A 15631-nucleotide genomic window follows, 5' to 3' on the forward strand; every position below is an offset into this window, starting at 1 on the left:
ACCGAGTGTTGGGGCGAGGACCTTTTGGTTACTTTTGACTGGGCCGGCATTCCGGTCCTTGCAAAAGTGACCCGCCGTCAGGGCGGAACCCTACTCAGCCGTTACCGCAGCAACGGATATACACCCCGCCCGACCACCCTCCTGGTCAGCCCGTTAACATTGTGTAGATACCTATGGCTATCTCAGGCAAGGGGTATGCAGCGGTTTGAGTGAATGGAATCAGGCCAGTTCGGTCGCGGTGTTTTTGACCACCGCCAACTCCGGGTGCGCTACCAACTTATCGATGTGCAGCTCATCGTTATTCAACCAAGTCTCCGTCAGCACCCGGTAATGCTCCATATCCCGGCAGCGCATGCGCAGGCTGTAGTCGAACGGCCCGCTGATCAGTTGGCACTCGAACACCTGCGGACAGGCTTTGACGCAGGCCTCAAAGGCCTTCTGCGCCGAGCGCCCGCTTTGATTGGACAAGGCCACCAGCACGAGCAGCGACAGCCCCGGCGAAACCATTTGCACATCGATGATCGCCCCATAACCCCGGATCACCCCGCGCCGCTCCAGCTTGCGTACCCGTTCCAGGCACGGCCTGGGCGTCAGGTGTACAAGCGAGGAAAGCTTTTCGTAAGTGATACGCCCTTGATGGCGCAGCACATCGATGATCGCCTCATCGATGCGGTCCAGCGTGGGCGAAGAGTGGGGTCCGTTGGCCTTGGTATCCATGAGTTCACTTCAAACGGTTGGAAAGAAATTGCTGCAAGCGTTCGCTGTTGGGATGGTCGAGGATCTCGGCGCCGCCGTGTTCCTCGACTCGGCCCTGGTGCAAAAACAGCACTTGGCTGGACACCTGGCGGGCAAAGCCCATTTCGTGGGTGACCATCAGCATGGTACGACCTTCCTCGGCCAACGTCTGTATGACTTTGAGGACTTCTCCTACAAGTTCCGGGTCCAGCGCTGAGGTCGGTTCATCGAACAGAATAATTTCCGGCTCCATCGCCAATGCCCGTGCGATGGCCACGCGTTGTTGCTGGCCGCCGGACAGAAACGCCGGGTATTGATCGGCCACGCGGCCGGGCAGGCCGACCTTGTCCAGGTACAGGCGCGCGCGTTTTTCTGCCTCTGCCGCGCTGACGTTCAACACCCGACGCGGAGCCATGGTGATGTTTTCCAGCACGGTCATGTGGCTCCACAGGTTGAAGTGCTGGAACACCATGGCCAGGCGGGTGCGCAGGTTTTGCAGCTGCTCTTGATGGGGGGCACGGGCCCCGGCGCGGCCCTGGCGCATTTCGATGCTGATGCCGTCCAGGGTAATGACCCCGGCGTCCGGCTGTTCGAGAAAGTTGATGCAGCGCAGCATCGTGCTTTTGCCCGAGCCGCTGGCGCCGATCAGGCTGATGACGTCGCCGTTGCGTGCGTTGAGGGACACGCCCTTGAGCACTTCGTGGTCGCCGTAACGTTTGTGGATGCCTTCGACTTGAAGCTTGATCGCAGCGGTTGCCGGTTGGGCAACGGGTTCGTCAACAGGGTAAGCGGCCAGGGCCTGCGCGGACTGATTCATGGGTTAGCCTCGGGTAGGAACAAGAAAACGCATCCAGCGACGTTCGGCCAGTCGGAACAGGCCCACCAGTGCAAAGGACAGCAGCATGTAGAGCAAGGCGGCGATGCCGAAGGCCTGGAACGTCAGGAACGTTTCGGCATTCGCGTCGCGGGCGACCTTGAGGATATCGGCGACGGTGGCGGTAAACGCCAGCGAAGTGGCGTGCAACATCAGGATCATTTCATTGCTGTAGGCCGGCAGCGCACGGCGCAGCGCGGCGGGCACCACCACAAACAGGTTGAGGCGCCAGCCGTGCAGGCCATAAGCACGCGCGGCTTCGATTTCGCCGTGGGGAATGTTGCGGATCGCCCCGGCGAAGATTTCCACGGTGTAGGCGCAGGTGTTGAGCACAAACGCCAGCAGGGTGCAGTTGAGCGCATTACGGAAAAACTGATTGAGCAGCGCGTTGTCCTGCACCACCTCCAGGCTGTACAGCCCGGTGTAGCAAATCAGCAATTGGATATACAGCGGCGTGCCACGAAACAGATAGGTGTAGACCTCTACCGGCCAGCGCAACCACACGTGCTGCGAGACGCGCGCCAGCGCCAGCGGGATCGACAGCACAAACCCTGCGACCACCGAGATGATGAACAGCCACAAGGTCATGGCAACCCCGGACAACCCTGTGCCATCGCTGAACAGATAGGCCAGGCCGTATTGCTGGAACAGTTCGATCATCGCGCCATCCCCTTGATGCCGAGGTTGTAGCGCCGTTCGAGGCGCTTGAAGATGCGGTTGGAGAGGGTGGTGATCAGCAGGTACACCAGGCCCGCGAGGATCAGGAAGTACAGCGGCTCATTAGTGGTTTTACCGGCGTTTTGCGCGGCCTTGACCAGGTCTGACAGGCCGATGATCGACACCAGTGCCGTGGACTTGAGCAGCACCAGCCAGTTGTTGCCCAGGCCTGGCAGGGCAAAGCGCATCAGTTGCGGGAACAGCACCAGGTGAAAGCGCTGCCAGCGGCTCAGGCCGTAGGCGGTGGCGGCTTCCAGTTGCCCGGCCGGCACACTGAGAATCGCGCCGCGAAAGTTCTCGGTGAAATACGCGCCGTAGATAAACCCCAGGGTGATCACCCCGGCAGTAAACGGATCGATTTCAAAGTAGCCCCAGCCGAACACTTCGCTCAGGTCGTTGAGCCACAGTTGCAGGCTGTAAAAAATCAGCAGGATCAGCACCAGGTCCGGCACGCTGCGGATCAGCGTGGTGTAGAGGGTGGCGGGCACGCGCAGCCATTTGACGCTCGAAAGCTTGGCACCGGCGGCCATCAAGCCCAGGGCGAGGCTCAGGGCCAGCGCCAGCAACGCCAGCTTGAGCGTCATCCAGGCACCCTGGGCCAGCATCGGGCCGTAGCCTTGCAGGTTGAGGAATTCGTTCATTGAGGTATCTCGATCGAGCACAGAGATTAACTGTGGGAGCTGGCTTGTGTGGGAGCTGGCTTGCCTGCGATGACGGCCTGTCAGTCAACATTTACAGTGGCTGACCCACCGCTATCGCGGGCAAGCCCGCTCCCACAGGCCTATTCGTTGTAGATATCCTGATCGCCGAAGTACTTCTTCTGGATCTGTGCATAGGTGCCATCGGCCTGTACGGCGGCGATGCCCTTATTGATCAGCGCACGCAGGTCGGCGTCGTTCTTGCGCAAGCCCATGGCGATGTCCAGCGGCAAGGTCGGGTCCTTGAAGGCCGGGCCGCTCTTGTAGTCGGCGCCTTCAGGCTTGGACAGGAAGTTGAGCTGGGCTTCGAGCTTGTCGGTCAGGGTGGCGTCGAGGCGGCCGTTCTGCAGGTCGGCGTAGTTCTGCTCCTGGGACTGGTACGCCTTGATCTGCGCGCCGAGCTTGGCCAGGTGCGCACGTGCATAGGCTTCCTGCAGCGAGCCTTGCAGCACGCCGACCTGCTTGCCTTTGAGCGATTCCGGCGTGTCGCCGAAGTCGGCGTTTTTACGCGTGATCACCGAGGTGGGGCTGAGGAACAGGCGGTCGCTGAAGTCGATGACTTTCTCACGCGCCGGGGTCACGGCCATGGAAGACATGATCGCGTCGAACTTGCGCGCGCGCAGCGCCGGGATCATGCCGTCGAATTCGTTGTGCACCCAGGTGCATTTGACTTCGAGCTTGGCGCAGATGGCGTTGCCCAGCTCGATATCAAAACCTTGCAGGCTGCCGTCGGCGGCGACTGACTCAAAGGGTGGGTACTCGGGGAATACGCCGAAGCGGATTTCTTTCCAGTCCTGGGCGTGGGCGACGCTGGCGTACAGTGGCAACAGCAACGCGGCGAAGAGTGATCGCAATGGAGTCATGTGACAGTCCCTATATTTTGTAATTGATGTCAGGGCAGTGAATCGCTGGGAGCAGAGAATGCTTCATGGTGGTGCGTTTTTTGTGTCGTTTACCCCGTGCATAAAGCGCAAATTGCGCTGTTAAAAAGCGCAATGCAGCGGAATCGGCTGCGGCACGCGCAAAATCGGCTTTTGACGGTTGAAAATCCGGCCTGCCTCGGGCGCAAAGCGGCAGGCCAGAGCGGTTTCAGGCGCGCTTTTTGTGCTGTACGCGTGGCTGTTGGGCCAGGCGCGCGAACAGGTCTTTCGGGTCGGCGAGGTCCGGCACCAGTTCAAGTGTGCTGCCCACATCCAGCGCCTTGGCCACGTCCAGCACGTAACGCAGGGCCGAATAGTCTTCGATGGCAAAACCCACCGAGTCGAACAGCGTGACTTGGCGCGCGTTCTCGCGGCCAGGCTGCTGGCCATTGATGACTTGCCACAGTTCGGTCACTGGCGAATCGTCGGGCATGTGCTGGATTTCACCTTCGATGCGACTTTGCGGTTCGTACTCGACGATCACCCGGGCGCGCTCGACGATGCGGCGGTCCAGCTCGGTTTTGCCGGGGCAGTCACCGCCCACGGCATTAAGGTGCATGCCCGGTTCGATCATGTCGTCGGTGAGGATGGTGGCGTAAGCCTTGTCCGCCGTGACGGTGGTGACGATGTCCGCGCCTTTGACCGCGTCGGCCACGCTGGCGGCCAGGATCACTTTGATCGCCGGGAACGCCTTGAGGTTGGCCGCCAGCTTGGCGGTGGCCTTGGCGTCGATATCGAACAGGCGGATTTCGGTGATGCCGAGCATGGCGTGGAAGGCCAGGGCCTGAAACTCGCTTTGCGAGCCGTTGCCGATCAACGCCATGCTGCGGCTGTTGTCGCGGGCCAGGTAACGGGCCACCAGGGCCGAGGTGGCGGCGGTGCGGATCGCGGTGGTCAAGGTCATTTCCGCCAGCAGCACCGGCTTGCCGGTGTCGACATCGCCCAAGGCGCCAAAGGCCATCACCGTGAGCATGCCGGCCAGGGTGTTTTTCGGGTGACCGTTAACGTACTTGAAGGCGTACAGCGAGGCGTCGGACACCGGCATCAACTCGATCACGCCGTCCGGCGAATGGTTGGCCAGGCGCGCGCACTTTTCGAAGTCCTGCCAGCGCAGGTAGTCGGCGCGGATGTATTCGGCCATCTCGCTGATGCAGGTTTGCAGGCCTTTTTGTGAAACCAGGTAGCTGAGGTCGTTGACGTCGATATAACGGGTCATGGCAAGACTCCTTATTGAAATGAGGCGCGGGCGGGCAGGTGCACTTCCGCCAGCATGCAGCGGGCACTGCCGCCGCCGATGCGTTCGATGTTGTCGATGTTCACCACCACCGGGCGGGTGTGGCGTTCTACATGCGTGCGCTGGGCCGGGTGCAGGGCGCTCCAGGCGCTGGCCGACATCACCAGCAGCGGCTGGCCGTCGCGGTCGTGGACTTCGAGCATGTTGCCGGCGAAGGCTTCGAGCTGGTCGAAGTCGAGGGCGAGGATGTCTTTGCCGGTATCGCGCAGCGAGCGTTCCAGGCCCTGGCGCTCGTTGGTATCCGGTAAGGCTTGCAGGCACACCACCGAAAGATCGCGGCCAACACTCATCATCACGTTGCTGTGGTAGATCGGTGCGTGGTGGCGGTCGACGGCGTGGAAGACGCAGAGTTGGTAGTCGAGGCGTTCGGCGAACTGGCGCAGGGCGTCTTGGTGGGTACGCCCGGAGTGGCAGGCATAGCTGATGCGGTGCTGGCGGTCGAGCACCATGCTGCCGGTGCCTTCGAGGAAGATATTCTGTTGTTCGAGGTGGCTCAGGTCGATGGTGCTATGGATCGCAAAACGTTGCTCCAGTACTTGCAGCACGCCTTTGTTGCGCTCCAGTCGTCGGTTCTGGCCTTCCATCGGGTACAGCACCAGGCTGCCGTCGGCGTGGCTGCTCCACCAGTTGTTAGGGAAGATCGAGTCGGGCGTGTGGGGTGCCGGGGTGTCCTGCACCACCAGCACCTCCACGCCATGTTGGCGCAGGGTGTCGACATAGCCGTCGAACTCTTGCAGCGCTTTTTGCTGCGCGCTCAGAGGATCCAGTGGCTGGCGTTGGAAGCGGTTGTTGATCGCGGTGTCCGGGTTGAAGGCAAAGCGCGCCGGGCGAATCATCAAGACGGTGTTTGTGGTTTGCATGGGTGCACGAATCCATGGGTTGAGCTGTGGGGCTATTTTGTGCGTTGCGGCGGGTGAATCCCGGCTGATATAGCGGGGCGGCTCAGCCGGGAAAGCTGAAAAGTGGGGTGGCGCAGCCGAATCGGCTGGCAAGTTGAAATGCAATCAAACTGTGGGAGCTGGCTTGCTTGCGATGGCGGTCTGTCTGCGCCAGATGCGCTGACTGACAGACCGCTATCGCAGGCAAGCCAGCTCCCACATTAGTATGGTGGTGGTCGTGAAACCCGAGCCAGGAAGGAGAATGCATGTCTACCGCTGTTCGTCTTGCCCAACCCACCGATGCCGAGGGCATCAGCCAGGTTATTCTGGCGGCCTTGCACAGCAGTAATGCGCGGGATTACCCGGCGGATGTAATTGCCCGGGTTGCCAGCAACTTCACGCCCGACGCCGTGCTGGCCTTGCTCCAGCGCCGGGTGGTGCTGGTGGCGACCCAGGATCAGGTGATCGTCGCCACCGCCGCCCTTGATAGCAATGTGGTGCGCTCGGTGTTCGTCAACCCGGCGTTGCAAGGGCAGGGCATTGGCCGGCTGCTGATGATCGAGATTGAGCTGCGTGCCGTTGAAGCCGGGGTGACGGTCCTGAGCGTGCCATCGTCGCTGACGGCCGAGCCGTTCTATACCAAGCTGGGTTTTCACACGGTGCGCGACGTTTACCATGGCAACGAACGCACCCTGGTGATGGAGAAGGCCTTGTTATCGCGCCATCCCATCGGGCCATATCGAGATCGTCCGCACCGATCCCAGGTGGTGGCGCTGTGGCAGCAGGCGTTTGGCTATGACACTGCGCATAACCTGCCAAGCCTGGCAATCGACAAAAAGCTGGCGGTCAACGATGGGCTGTTCTTTGTAGCGACGGATAAGAAGGCCGTGATCGGCACTATTCTGGCCGGCTATGACGGGCATCGCGGCTGGTTGTATTCGGTAGCGGTGCACAGCGATTATCGTCGGCAGGGCTTGGGCGCTTCATTGGTGCGCTATGCCGAGCAGGCACTGACTGCGTTGGGTTGCATGAAGATCAACCTGCAGATCACCGGTGGCAATGACGCGGTAGTGGGGTTCTACGAGGCGTTGGGGTATGGGGTGGAGCCGAGGATCAGTATGGGCAAGAAGATTGCGGTGAATATTCCCAAGCAATCTTAAATATAGTGGAGATCAAATGTGGGAGCGGGCTTGCTCGCGAATGCGGTCTGTCAGCACTGAATTTGGTGACTGACATTCCGCTTTCGCGAGCAAGCCCGCTCCCACATTGGGTTTTGCGTTTGCTGGGTCAGACCTTGACGATCCAACCTTCTGGCGCTTCAACGTCACCGGTCTGCACGCCGGTCAGCTCTTTGTAGAGCGCCTGGGTGATCGGGCCCACTTCGGTTTCGCTGTAGAACACGTGCAGCTTGCCGTTGTACTGGATGCCACCGATCGGCGAAATCACCGCAGCGGTACCGCAGGCGCCGGCTTCCTTGAACAGGTCCAGTTTGTCGATGAACACTTCGCCCTCGACCACTTTGAGGCCCAGGCGGGTCTGGGCCAATTCGATCAGTGACAGGCGGGTGATGCCTGGCAGCACCGAAGGCGACTTCGGCGTGATGAACTGGTTGTCGTGGGTGATACCAAAGAAGTTGGCCGAACCGACTTCCTCGATTTTTGAATGGGTCATCGGGTCCAGGTAGATCGCGTCGGCGAAACCGGATTTCTTCGCTTCCGAACCCGGCATCAGGCTGGCGGCATAGTTGCCACCGACCTTGGCGGCACCGGTGCCTTGTGGCGCGGCGCGGTCGAAGGTGGAGATCTGGAAGTTGTGGGGTACCAGGCCGCCTTTGAAGTAGGCGCCGACCGGGATGGCGAACACCGAGAAGATAAACTCCGGTGCGGTACGCACGCCGATGTTGTCACCGGTGCCGATCACGAACGGGCGCAGGTACAGCGCGCCGCCACTGCCGTACGGCGGGATGAACCGCTCGTTGGCCTTGACCACTTGTTTGCAGGCTTCGATGAAGTCTTCGGTGGTTACATGCGGCATCAGCAGGCGTGCGCAGCTGCGTTGCATACGGGCGGCGTTCTGGTCCGGACGGAACAGGTTGATCGAGCCGTCCTTGCAGCGGTAGGCCTTGAGGCCTTCAAAGCACTGCTGGCCATAGTGCAGGGCCGTCGAGCCCTCGCTGATGTGCAGCACGTTGTCGTCGGTCAGGGTGCCCGCTTGCCACTCGCCGTTTTTCCAGGTCTGGAGAAACCGTTTGTCGGTCTTGATGTAGTCAAAACCCAGCTTGTCCCAATTGATGCTTTCGTTACCCATGACACCCTCTATCTCTGGTCAACCGCCTGGTCGAAGGCAGGCTTGTCGGTTTTTTACTGGATGGGCGCAACAATACTTCATTCTTGCTTTATGTGGGAGCGGGCTGCTCGCGAATGCAGTGTGTCAGTCGACACACATGTGACTGATATACCGTATTCGCGAGCAAGCCCGCTCCCACAGGAGAATGGCGGCAGGTCACAGGTGCAACGCGTGCCCCAAAGCTCTTAAAGCAGCTTCCTGCACCGCTTCACCCAAAGTCGGATGCGCATGGATGGTGCCCGCCACATCTTCCAGGCGCGAGCCCATTTCCAGGCTCAGGCCAAAAGCGGTGGACAGCTCGGACACACCAACGCCCACAGCCTGCCAGCCGACAATCAGGTGGTTGTCACGCCGTGCCACCACCCTCACGAAGCCGGTTTTCGACTCCAAAGTCATCGCCCGGCCATTGGCCGCGAACGGGAAGCTCGACACGATGCAGTCCAGGCCAGCCGCCTTGGCTTCGTCCGGGGTCTTGCCGACCACCACCAGCTCCGGGTCGGTAAAGCACACTGCCGGGATCGCCGCCGGGTTGAATTCGCGGTGTTTGCCGCTGATCAGTTCGGCAACCATCTCGCCCTGGGCCATGGCCCGGTGCGCCAGCATCGGCTCGCCGCTCAGGTCGCCGATGGCGTACACATTGCGCATGCTGGTCTGGCAACGGTTGTCGATCTTGATCGCCGCACCGTTCATCGCCAGGTTCAGCGCTTCGAGGTTCCAGCCCTGAGTGTTGGGTTTGCGGCCCACGGCCACCAGCACCTGATCGGTTTCCAGCGACAGCGTGTCGCCATTCGGGTCACGTACCTGCAGGCTGTTGTTTTCGAAACCGGTGACGCTGTGGCTGAGGTACAGCTTGACCCCCAGCTGCTTGAGCGATTCGGCCACCGGCAGCGTCAGCTCGCCGTCGTAGGCGGGCAGGATGCGCTCCTGCGCCTCGACCACACTGACCTCAGCGCCGAGCTTGCGGTAGGCAATGCCCAGCTCCAGGCCGATATAGCCGCCACCCACCACAATCAGGCGCTTGGGCACGCGGGTCGGTGCCAGTGCTTCGGTCGAAGAGATGATCGGCCCGCCAATCGGCAGCATCGGCAGGTTGACGCTTTTCGAACCGGTGGCCAGCAGCAGGTGCTCGCACTGAATGCGCTGGTCGCCGACGTCGACGGTCTTGCCGTCGACCACCTTGGCCCAGCCGTGGATCACCTGCACTTTGTGCTTCTTGAGCAACGCGGCCACGCCGGTGGTCAGGCGGTCAACAATGCCATCTTTCCATTCCACGCTCTTGCGGATGTCCAGGGTCGGCACATCCACTTCAATACCCAACTGCGAACCCTGGCTGTGGTGCACGGTTTGCTGGAACTGCTCGGCCACATGGATCAAGGCCTTGGAGGGAATGCAGCCGATGTTCAGGCACGTGCCGCCGAGCGCCTGGCCCTCGACCAGAATGGTCGGGATGCCCAGTTGGCCGGCACGGATCGCCGCCACATAACCGCCAGGGCCGCCGCCGATAATCAGCAGCGTGGTGTTCAATGTCTGAGGCATGCCTTACTCCAAAAACAGGCTGGCGGGTTGTTCGAGCAGGCCACGAATGGCCTGGATGAATTGCGCCGCGTCCATGCCGTCGACCACGCGGTGATCGAAGGAGCTGGAGAGGTTCATCATCTTGCGCACGACGATCTGGCCCTTGATCACCATCGGCCGTTCGACGATGCGGTTGACGCCGACAATGGCGACTTCCGGCAGGTTCAGCACCGGCGTGCTGACGATGCCGCCCAACGCGCCCAGGCTTGTCAGGGTGATGGTCGAGCCCGACAGCTCATCGCGACTGGCCTTGCCATTGCGCGCGGCGCTGGCCAAACGTGCGATTTCTTCGGCATTGCCCCACAGGCTGCGGGCTTCGGCGTGACGTACCACCGGCACCATCAGGCCCACATCGCTTTGGGTAGCGACGCCCACATGCACCGCGCCCAGGCGCGTGATGACTTGGGCTTCGTCGTCATAACGGGCGTTGATCTGCGGGAAGTCCCGCAACGCCACGACCATGGCGCGCACGATGAAGGGCAGCAGTGTCAGCTTGCCGCGAGTGGCACCGTGCTTCTCATTGAGGTGTACACGCAACTCGTCCAGCGCCGTGACGTCGATTTCTTCCACGTAGCTGAAATGCGCGGCGCGGCGGGTGGCGTCTTGCATGCGCTGGGCGATCTTGCGGCGCATGCCGATCACCGGGATCTGTTCTTCAGTGTTGCGTTCGGCGTATGGGTTGGCGGTTGCCGAAGCCTTGGTTGCACCTTGTTGCAGGTAAGCGTCCAGATCTTCGTGCAGCACCCGACCCGCCGGGCCGCTGCCCTGTACCAGACGCAGTTGAATGCCGGCATCCAGCGCGTGTTTGCGCACGGCAGGTGAAGCCAATGGGCGTTCATCGGCGGCACGGGCTACCGGAGCAGCAGCGGGCGTGGCTACCGGCTGTGTTTCAACCACTGGCGCTGTTCTGGCTTCAACCACGGGGGCTGCTTTCACCGGCTCAGCCACCACCGGCACATCCTTGGCATTCCCGGCGCCTTCCACTTCAATGCTGATCAAAATACTGCCCACCGCCATGACTTCACCCGGCTCGCCGCCCAGAGAAATCACTTTGCCGTGCACCGGCGAGGGAATGTCCACCATCGCCTTGTCGGTCATCACATCCGCCAACACCTGGTCTTCAACCACCAGATCGCCGACCTTTACATGCCATACCGACAGTTCAACTTCTGCGATGCCTTCGCCAATGTCCGGCATCTTGATAACGTGCGTGCCCATTCAGACCTCCATGACCCGTTTCAACGCCGCGCCCACGCGGGACGGCCCTGGGAAATACGCCCACTCCTGCGCGTGCGGGTAGGGTGTGTCCCAACCGGTGACGCGTTCGATCGGCGCTTCCAGGTGATGGAAGCAATGCTCTTGCACCAGCGACACCAGCTCGGCACCAAAGCCGCAGGTGCGGGTGGCTTCATGCACCACGACGCAACGGCCGGTCTTCTTCACAGAGTTGACGATGGTTTCCAGGTCCAGCGGCCACAGGCTGCGCAGGTCGATGACCTCGGCGTCGATGCCGGTTTCTTCGGCGGCGACTTGCGACACGTACACGGTGGTGCCGTAGGTCAGCACCGTCACGGCCGAGCCCGGGCGCACGATGGCGGCCACGTCCAGCGGCACGGTGTAGTAACCGTCCGGCACTTGCGCTTGCGGGTGTTTCGACCACGGTGTAACCGGGCGATCGTGGTGGCCATCGAACGGGCCGTTGTACAGGCGTTTAGGCTCGAGGAAGATCACCGGGTCGTCATTTTCGATCGAGGCGATCAACAGGCCCTTGGCGTCATACGGGTTGGACGGCATCACCGTGCGCAGGCCGCAGACCTGGGTGAACACCGCTTCGATACTCTGGCTGTGGGTCTGGCCGCCGTAGATGCCGCCGCCGCAGGGCATGCGCATGGTCAAGGGGGCGGTGAACTGGCCGGCCGAGCGATAACGCAGGCGGGCGGCTTCGGAGATGATCTGGTCGGTGGCCGGGTACACGTAGTCGGCGAACTGGATTTCTGCCACCGGGCGCAGGCCATAAGCGCCCATGCCCACGGCAACGCCGACGATGCCGCTTTCGGAGATCGGCGCGTCAAACACCCGCGAGCTGCCGTACTTGGTCTGCAAACCTTCGGTGCAACGGAATACGCCGCCGAAGTAGCCGACGTCCTGGCCGAACACCACCACGTTATCGTCACGCTCAAGCATCACATCCATGGCCGAGCGCAGGGCCTGGATCATGGTCATGGTGGTGGTGGTCATGGCGGTTTCCAATTCGATGCTGTTGTTGTGATCGTTCATGTCAGACCCCCAACTCTTGACGCTGGCGCTTCAAGTGCTCCGGCATCTCTTTGTAAACGTCTTCGAACATGGTCGCGGCGCTTGGAATCTGGCCGCCGGCCAGGGTGCCGTACTGTTCGGCTTCTTTCTGCGCCTTGACCACTTCGGCCTCAAGCTCGGCACTGACCGCCGTGTGCTCCTCTTCGGACCACTGGCCAATCTTGATCAGGTGCTGCTTGAGACGCGCAATCGGGTCGCCGAGCGGGAAGTGGCTCCAGTCGTCGGCCGGGCGGTATTTGGACGGATCGTCGGAGGTGGAGTGCGGGCCGGCGCGGTAGGTGACCCACTCGATCAGGGTTGGCCCAAGGTTACGGCGCGCACGCTCGGCGGCCCAGGCAGACGCCGCATACACGGCGATAAAGTCGTTGCCGTCCACCCGCAGGGAGGCGATGCCGCAACCCACGCCGCGTCCGGCGAAGGTGGTGGCTTCACCGCCGGCGATGGCCTGGAAGGTGGAGATGGCCCACTGGTTGTTGACCACGTTGAGGATCACCGGCGCGCGGTACACGTGGGCGAAGGTGAGGGCGGTGTGGAAGTCCGATTCGGCGGTGGCACCGTCGCCGATCCAGGCCGAGGCAATCTTGGTGTCGCCCTTGATCGCCGAGGCCATGCCCCAGCCCACGCCTTGCACGAATTGGGTGGCGAGGTTGCCGGAAATGGTGAAGAAACCGGCGTCCTTGACCGAGTACATGATCGGCAACTGACGGCCCTTGAGCGGGTCGCGCTCGTTGGACAGCAGTTGGCAGATCAGGTCCACCAGCGGCACTTCGCGGGCCATCAGGATGCTTTGCTGGCGGTAGGTGGGGAAGCACATGTCGTCGATGTTCAAGGCCAGGGCCTGGGCGCTGCCGATGGCTTCTTCGCCAAGGCTTTGCATGTAGAACGACATTTTTTTCTGACGCTGGGCGACCACCATGCGGTTGTCGAAGATCCGCGTCTTGAGCATGGCGCGCATGCCTTTACGCATGATCTCGGCGGATACGCCTTCAGCCCACGGGCCAAGGGCCTGGCCCTGGTCGTCGAGCACGCGGATCAGGCCCTTGGCCAGGTCAGCGGTATCGGCGGGTTCTACGTCGATGGCGGGTTTGCGCACCGTACCTGCGTCAGTCAGGCGCAGGTAGGTAAAGTCGGTCTTGCAGCCTGGGCGGCCCGAGGGTTCGGGAACGTGCAGGCGCAGTGGTGCATACGGCTGGTTCATGGCTTTCTACGCTCGATCTTGTGAATTTCTTGTAGTGGGCGCGCTAGCTGACAGTCAGTCTCCGGATAGGAGAAATCTTGTCCTACAAACATCATAGGCGTGGCGTAGAAGAATATTTATCTGTGTTTCATTGCGCTTAAGACCATTTGCGGATAAAAAAACTGCATAAACATAATAAACAGGTGATTTTGTCTCATGCGCAAACTGGACCGTACCGATATCGGCATTCTCAACGCCCTGCAGGAGAACGCCCGTATCACCAACGCCGACCTGGCCCGCTCGGTCAACCTGTCGCCCACACCGTGTTTCAACCGGGTGAAGGCCATGGAGGAATTGGGGCTTATCCGTGATCAGGTGACGTTGCTGGACGCCGACCTGCTGGGGCTGCACGTGAATGTGTTCATCCATGTGAGCCTGGAAAAACAGAACGAGCTGGCATTGCAGCAGTTCGAGGGCGCGATCTCGGACCGGCCGGAAGTGATGGAGTGTTACTTGATGGCGGGCGACCCGGATTACCTGATTCGGGTACTGGTGCCGACGATCCAGTCGCTGGAGCGTTTCATGATGGACTTTCTGACCAAGGTGCCGGGGGTGGCCAATATCCGCTCAAGCTTTGCGCTTAAGCAGGTGCGCTACAAGACCGCGCTGCCGTTGCCGGCCAATGGCATCAGCCTGGGTTCCTGACACAACGCAGGACAATTGTGGGAGCTGGCAAGCCAGCTCCCACAAAGGAATCGGCGCTTTTTACAGTTGGTTAAGCGGGATCTTCAGATACGTCACCCCGTTTGCTTCCGTCGGCGGCATATTCCCCGCCCGCACATTCACCTGAATCGCCGGCAGCAACAGTGTCGGCATTCCCAACCCGGCATCACGCTGGGTGCGCATCTGCACAAACGCCGCTTCATCCACCCCGTCATGTACATGAATATTGCCCGCGCGCTGCTCGGCGACCGTGGTCAGGCACTTGGCCTCGCGACCTTCAGGCGGGTAGTCATGGCACACATACAGTTCAGTCTCCAATGGAAAGGCCAGCAGTTTGCGCATCGACGCATACAACTGCCGCGCATCGCCGCCAGGGAAATCGCAACGTGCAGTGCCCACATCCGGCATGAACAGGGTGTCGCCCACCAAAATCAAGCGACCGTCGATCAGGTACGCCATGTCGGCCGGGGTATGGCCGGGCACATGCAGCGCCTGGGCCTTCAAGTTGCCGATGTGAAAGATTTCATCCGGCGCAAACAAGTGATCGAACTGCGAGCCATCGACGCGAAATTCCGGCTCCAGGTTGAACAGACGCTTGAACACATCCTGCACTTTGCTGATGGATTGGCCGATGGCGATTTTGCCGCCGAGCGTGCGGCGCAGGTAAGGCGCAGCGGACAAGTGATCGGCATGCGCGTGGGTTTCCAGCAGCCACTGCACCTGCAAACCGTGCTCACGCACAAAGGCGATGACTTTATCGGCTTGGGTGGTTTCAGTGCGTCCGGACGCGGGGTCGTAATTGAGTACCGAATCGACGATGGCGCACGGGCCGCCATCGTGTTCATAGATGACGTAGGTGAAGGTCGACGATGCCTCGTCCAGAAAGGCTTGAATCAACGCTGGCATGGCGGCGGTCCCCGGGAGCGAAAAAAGTGGTTACAATCAGTTTACGTTTACACATAATGTTTTGAGCTTAAGTGACATAAAGGACCCGAGGCAAATGGAATCTACTCTGAGTGAGGGCGAAGTCGCCCAGTTGCGTGCATCGGCGTCCAAGGCCTGCTCCTTGCTCAAGGCACTGGCCAACGAGGATCGCCTGTTGATCCTGTGCCAGTTGACCCAGGGCGAGCGCAACGTCGGCGAGCTGGAAACCATGACCGGCGTGCGTCAGCCCACCCTGTCACAACAGTTGGGCATTTTGCGTGACGAAGGGTTGGTCGCCACCCGTCGGGAAGGTAAATACATTTTCTACGGGCTGGCCAGCCACGAAGTGATTCAAGTGATGAAGACCTTGTCCGGCTTGTACTGCGGCGCGGTCATAAAAAGCTGGGCGTGACGCCATACGGCAGCGACCCTTGTGTGCATTGACGATAAAAGG

16 protein-coding genes are annotated in these 15631 nt (G+C 61.0%); 3 read left to right on the forward strand and 13 right to left on the reverse strand.

From position 1 onward, the window contains the following. Window positions 1-219 precede the first annotated feature (219 nt). The 7 genes from FFI16_RS07745 to ctlX all read right to left on the reverse strand — a co-directional run bounded on the left by FFI16_RS07745 (window position 220) and on the right by ctlX (window position 6098). Window positions 220-717 (reverse strand): Lrp/AsnC family transcriptional regulator, encoded by a 498-nt coding sequence (locus FFI16_RS07745; RefSeq protein WP_003192319.1) that lies wholly within the window; start codon window positions 715-717, stop codon window positions 220-222. Between the two features lie 4 nt (window positions 718-721). Beyond that, complete coding sequence (locus FFI16_RS07750) at window positions 722-1552, reverse strand: ABC transporter ATP-binding protein (protein WP_178112649.1); 831 nt, start codon at window positions 1550-1552, stop codon at window positions 722-724. A 3-nt stretch (window positions 1553-1555) separates the two neighbouring features. Continuing rightward, a complete protein-coding gene (locus FFI16_RS07755) occupies window positions 1556-2269 on the reverse strand; it encodes an ABC transporter permease (protein ID WP_056861353.1) in 714 nt (237 codons plus the stop codon). Further along, the gene (locus FFI16_RS07760; protein WP_138814783.1) at window positions 2266-2967 is read right to left on the reverse strand and encodes an ABC transporter permease; all 702 of its coding nucleotides are present in this window, start codon (window positions 2965-2967) and stop codon (window positions 2266-2268) included. The genes FFI16_RS07755 and FFI16_RS07760 overlap by 4 nt, the downstream gene beginning before the upstream one ends. A gap of 140 nt (window positions 2968-3107) precedes the next feature. Next, a complete protein-coding gene (locus FFI16_RS07765) occupies window positions 3108-3887 on the reverse strand; it encodes an ABC transporter substrate-binding protein (RefSeq protein WP_138814784.1) in 780 nt (259 codons plus the stop codon). A gap of 226 nt (window positions 3888-4113) precedes the next feature. Further along, window positions 4114-5160 (reverse strand): ornithine cyclodeaminase, encoded by a 1047-nt coding sequence (locus FFI16_RS07770; RefSeq protein WP_138814785.1) that lies wholly within the window; start codon window positions 5158-5160, stop codon window positions 4114-4116. 11 nt (window positions 5161-5171) lie between these two features. Continuing rightward, entirely contained in the window at window positions 5172-6098 is a 927-nt protein-coding gene (ctlX, locus tag FFI16_RS07775) for a citrulline utilization hydrolase CtlX (RefSeq protein ID WP_138814786.1), read from the reverse strand. A gap of 284 nt (window positions 6099-6382) precedes the next feature. Between ctlX and FFI16_RS07780 the strand changes: the two genes are divergently transcribed. Beyond that, a complete protein-coding gene (locus tag FFI16_RS07780) occupies window positions 6383-7276 on the forward strand; it encodes a GNAT family acetyltransferase (RefSeq protein WP_138814787.1) in 894 nt (297 codons plus the stop codon). Between the two features lie 127 nt (window positions 7277-7403). Here the strand turns inward: FFI16_RS07780 and FFI16_RS07785 are convergent, their stop codons facing one another. From FFI16_RS07785 to FFI16_RS07805, 5 genes are all read right to left on the reverse strand, one after another. After that, a complete protein-coding gene (locus FFI16_RS07785; protein ID WP_138814788.1) occupies window positions 7404-8423 on the reverse strand; it encodes a branched-chain amino acid aminotransferase in 1020 nt (339 codons plus the stop codon). Window positions 8424-8618: 195 nt separating this feature from the next. After that, window positions 8619-9998 (reverse strand): dihydrolipoyl dehydrogenase, encoded by a 1380-nt coding sequence (lpdA, locus tag FFI16_RS07790; protein ID WP_138814789.1) that lies wholly within the window; start codon window positions 9996-9998, stop codon window positions 8619-8621. A gap of 3 nt (window positions 9999-10001) precedes the next feature. After that, window positions 10002-11255: a dihydrolipoamide acetyltransferase family protein gene (locus tag FFI16_RS07795; RefSeq protein WP_138814790.1), complete on the reverse strand. Its 1254-nt coding sequence runs from the start codon at window positions 11253-11255 to the stop codon at window positions 10002-10004. Next, window positions 11256-12314 (reverse strand): alpha-ketoacid dehydrogenase subunit beta, encoded by a 1059-nt coding sequence (locus FFI16_RS07800; protein WP_017136257.1) that lies wholly within the window; start codon window positions 12312-12314, stop codon window positions 11256-11258. It lies immediately after the preceding gene. A 1-nt stretch (window position 12315) separates the two neighbouring features. Further along, a complete protein-coding gene (locus tag FFI16_RS07805; protein ID WP_017136256.1) occupies window positions 12316-13551 on the reverse strand; it encodes a 3-methyl-2-oxobutanoate dehydrogenase (2-methylpropanoyl-transferring) subunit alpha in 1236 nt (411 codons plus the stop codon). A 195-nt stretch (window positions 13552-13746) separates the two neighbouring features. Between FFI16_RS07805 and bkdR the strand changes: the two genes are divergently transcribed. After that, window positions 13747-14235 (forward strand): Bkd operon transcriptional regulator BkdR, encoded by a 489-nt coding sequence (bkdR, locus tag FFI16_RS07810; RefSeq protein WP_017136255.1) that lies wholly within the window; start codon window positions 13747-13749, stop codon window positions 14233-14235. Window positions 14236-14295: 60 nt separating this feature from the next. Here bkdR and FFI16_RS07815 read toward each other — a convergent pair whose 3' ends face one another. Then, window positions 14296-15159: an MBL fold metallo-hydrolase gene (locus tag FFI16_RS07815; protein WP_138814791.1), complete on the reverse strand. Its 864-nt coding sequence runs from the start codon at window positions 15157-15159 to the stop codon at window positions 14296-14298. Window positions 15160-15253: 94 nt separating this feature from the next. Here FFI16_RS07815 and FFI16_RS07820 point away from each other — a divergent pair, with 94 nt between their 5' ends. After that, a complete protein-coding gene (locus FFI16_RS07820) occupies window positions 15254-15589 on the forward strand; it encodes a helix-turn-helix transcriptional regulator (protein WP_017136253.1) in 336 nt (111 codons plus the stop codon). The last annotated feature ends 42 nt before the right edge of the window (window positions 15590-15631 follow it).

Origin of the sequence: Pseudomonas sp. KBS0710 (assembly GCF_005938045.2) — a bacterium.
Lineage (GTDB): Bacteria > Pseudomonadota > Gammaproteobacteria > Pseudomonadales > Pseudomonadaceae > Aquipseudomonas.

Excerpts from the sequence above, each read along its gene's own strand:
- FFI16_RS07745 (WP_003192319.1), bottom strand. The coding sequence starts at position 717 with ATGGATACCAAGGCCAACGGACCCCACTCTTCGCCCACGCTGGACCGC.
- FFI16_RS07750 (WP_178112649.1), bottom strand. The coding sequence starts at position 1,552 with ATGAATCAGTCCGCGCAGGCCCTGGCCGCTTACCCTGTTGACGAACCC.
- FFI16_RS07755 (WP_056861353.1), bottom strand. The coding sequence starts at position 2,269 with ATGATCGAACTGTTCCAGCAATACGGCCTGGCCTATCTGTTCAGCGAT.
- FFI16_RS07760 (WP_138814783.1), bottom strand. The coding sequence starts at position 2,967 with ATGAACGAATTCCTCAACCTGCAAGGCTACGGCCCGATGCTGGCCCAG.
- FFI16_RS07765 (WP_138814784.1), bottom strand. The coding sequence starts at position 3,887 with ATGACTCCATTGCGATCACTCTTCGCCGCGTTGCTGTTGCCACTGTAC.
- FFI16_RS07770 (WP_138814785.1), bottom strand. The coding sequence starts at position 5,160 with ATGACCCGTTATATCGACGTCAACGACCTCAGCTACCTGGTTTCACAA.
- ctlX (WP_138814786.1), bottom strand. The coding sequence starts at position 6,098 with ATGCAAACCACAAACACCGTCTTGATGATTCGCCCGGCGCGCTTTGCC.
- FFI16_RS07780 (WP_138814787.1), top strand. The coding sequence starts at position 6,383 with ATGTCTACCGCTGTTCGTCTTGCCCAACCCACCGATGCCGAGGGCATC.
- FFI16_RS07785 (WP_138814788.1), bottom strand. The coding sequence starts at position 8,423 with ATGGGTAACGAAAGCATCAATTGGGACAAGCTGGGTTTTGACTACATC.
- lpdA (WP_138814789.1), bottom strand. The coding sequence starts at position 9,998 with ATGCCTCAGACATTGAACACCACGCTGCTGATTATCGGCGGCGGCCCT.
- FFI16_RS07795 (WP_138814790.1), bottom strand. The coding sequence starts at position 11,255 with ATGGGCACGCACGTTATCAAGATGCCGGACATTGGCGAAGGCATCGCA.
- FFI16_RS07800 (WP_017136257.1), bottom strand. The coding sequence starts at position 12,314 with ATGAACGATCACAACAACAGCATCGAATTGGAAACCGCCATGACCACC.
- FFI16_RS07805 (WP_017136256.1), bottom strand. The coding sequence starts at position 13,551 with ATGAACCAGCCGTATGCACCACTGCGCCTGCACGTTCCCGAACCCTCG.
- bkdR (WP_017136255.1), top strand. The coding sequence starts at position 13,747 with ATGCGCAAACTGGACCGTACCGATATCGGCATTCTCAACGCCCTGCAG.
- FFI16_RS07815 (WP_138814791.1), bottom strand. The coding sequence starts at position 15,159 with ATGCCAGCGTTGATTCAAGCCTTTCTGGACGAGGCATCGTCGACCTTC.
- FFI16_RS07820 (WP_017136253.1), top strand. The coding sequence starts at position 15,254 with ATGGAATCTACTCTGAGTGAGGGCGAAGTCGCCCAGTTGCGTGCATCG.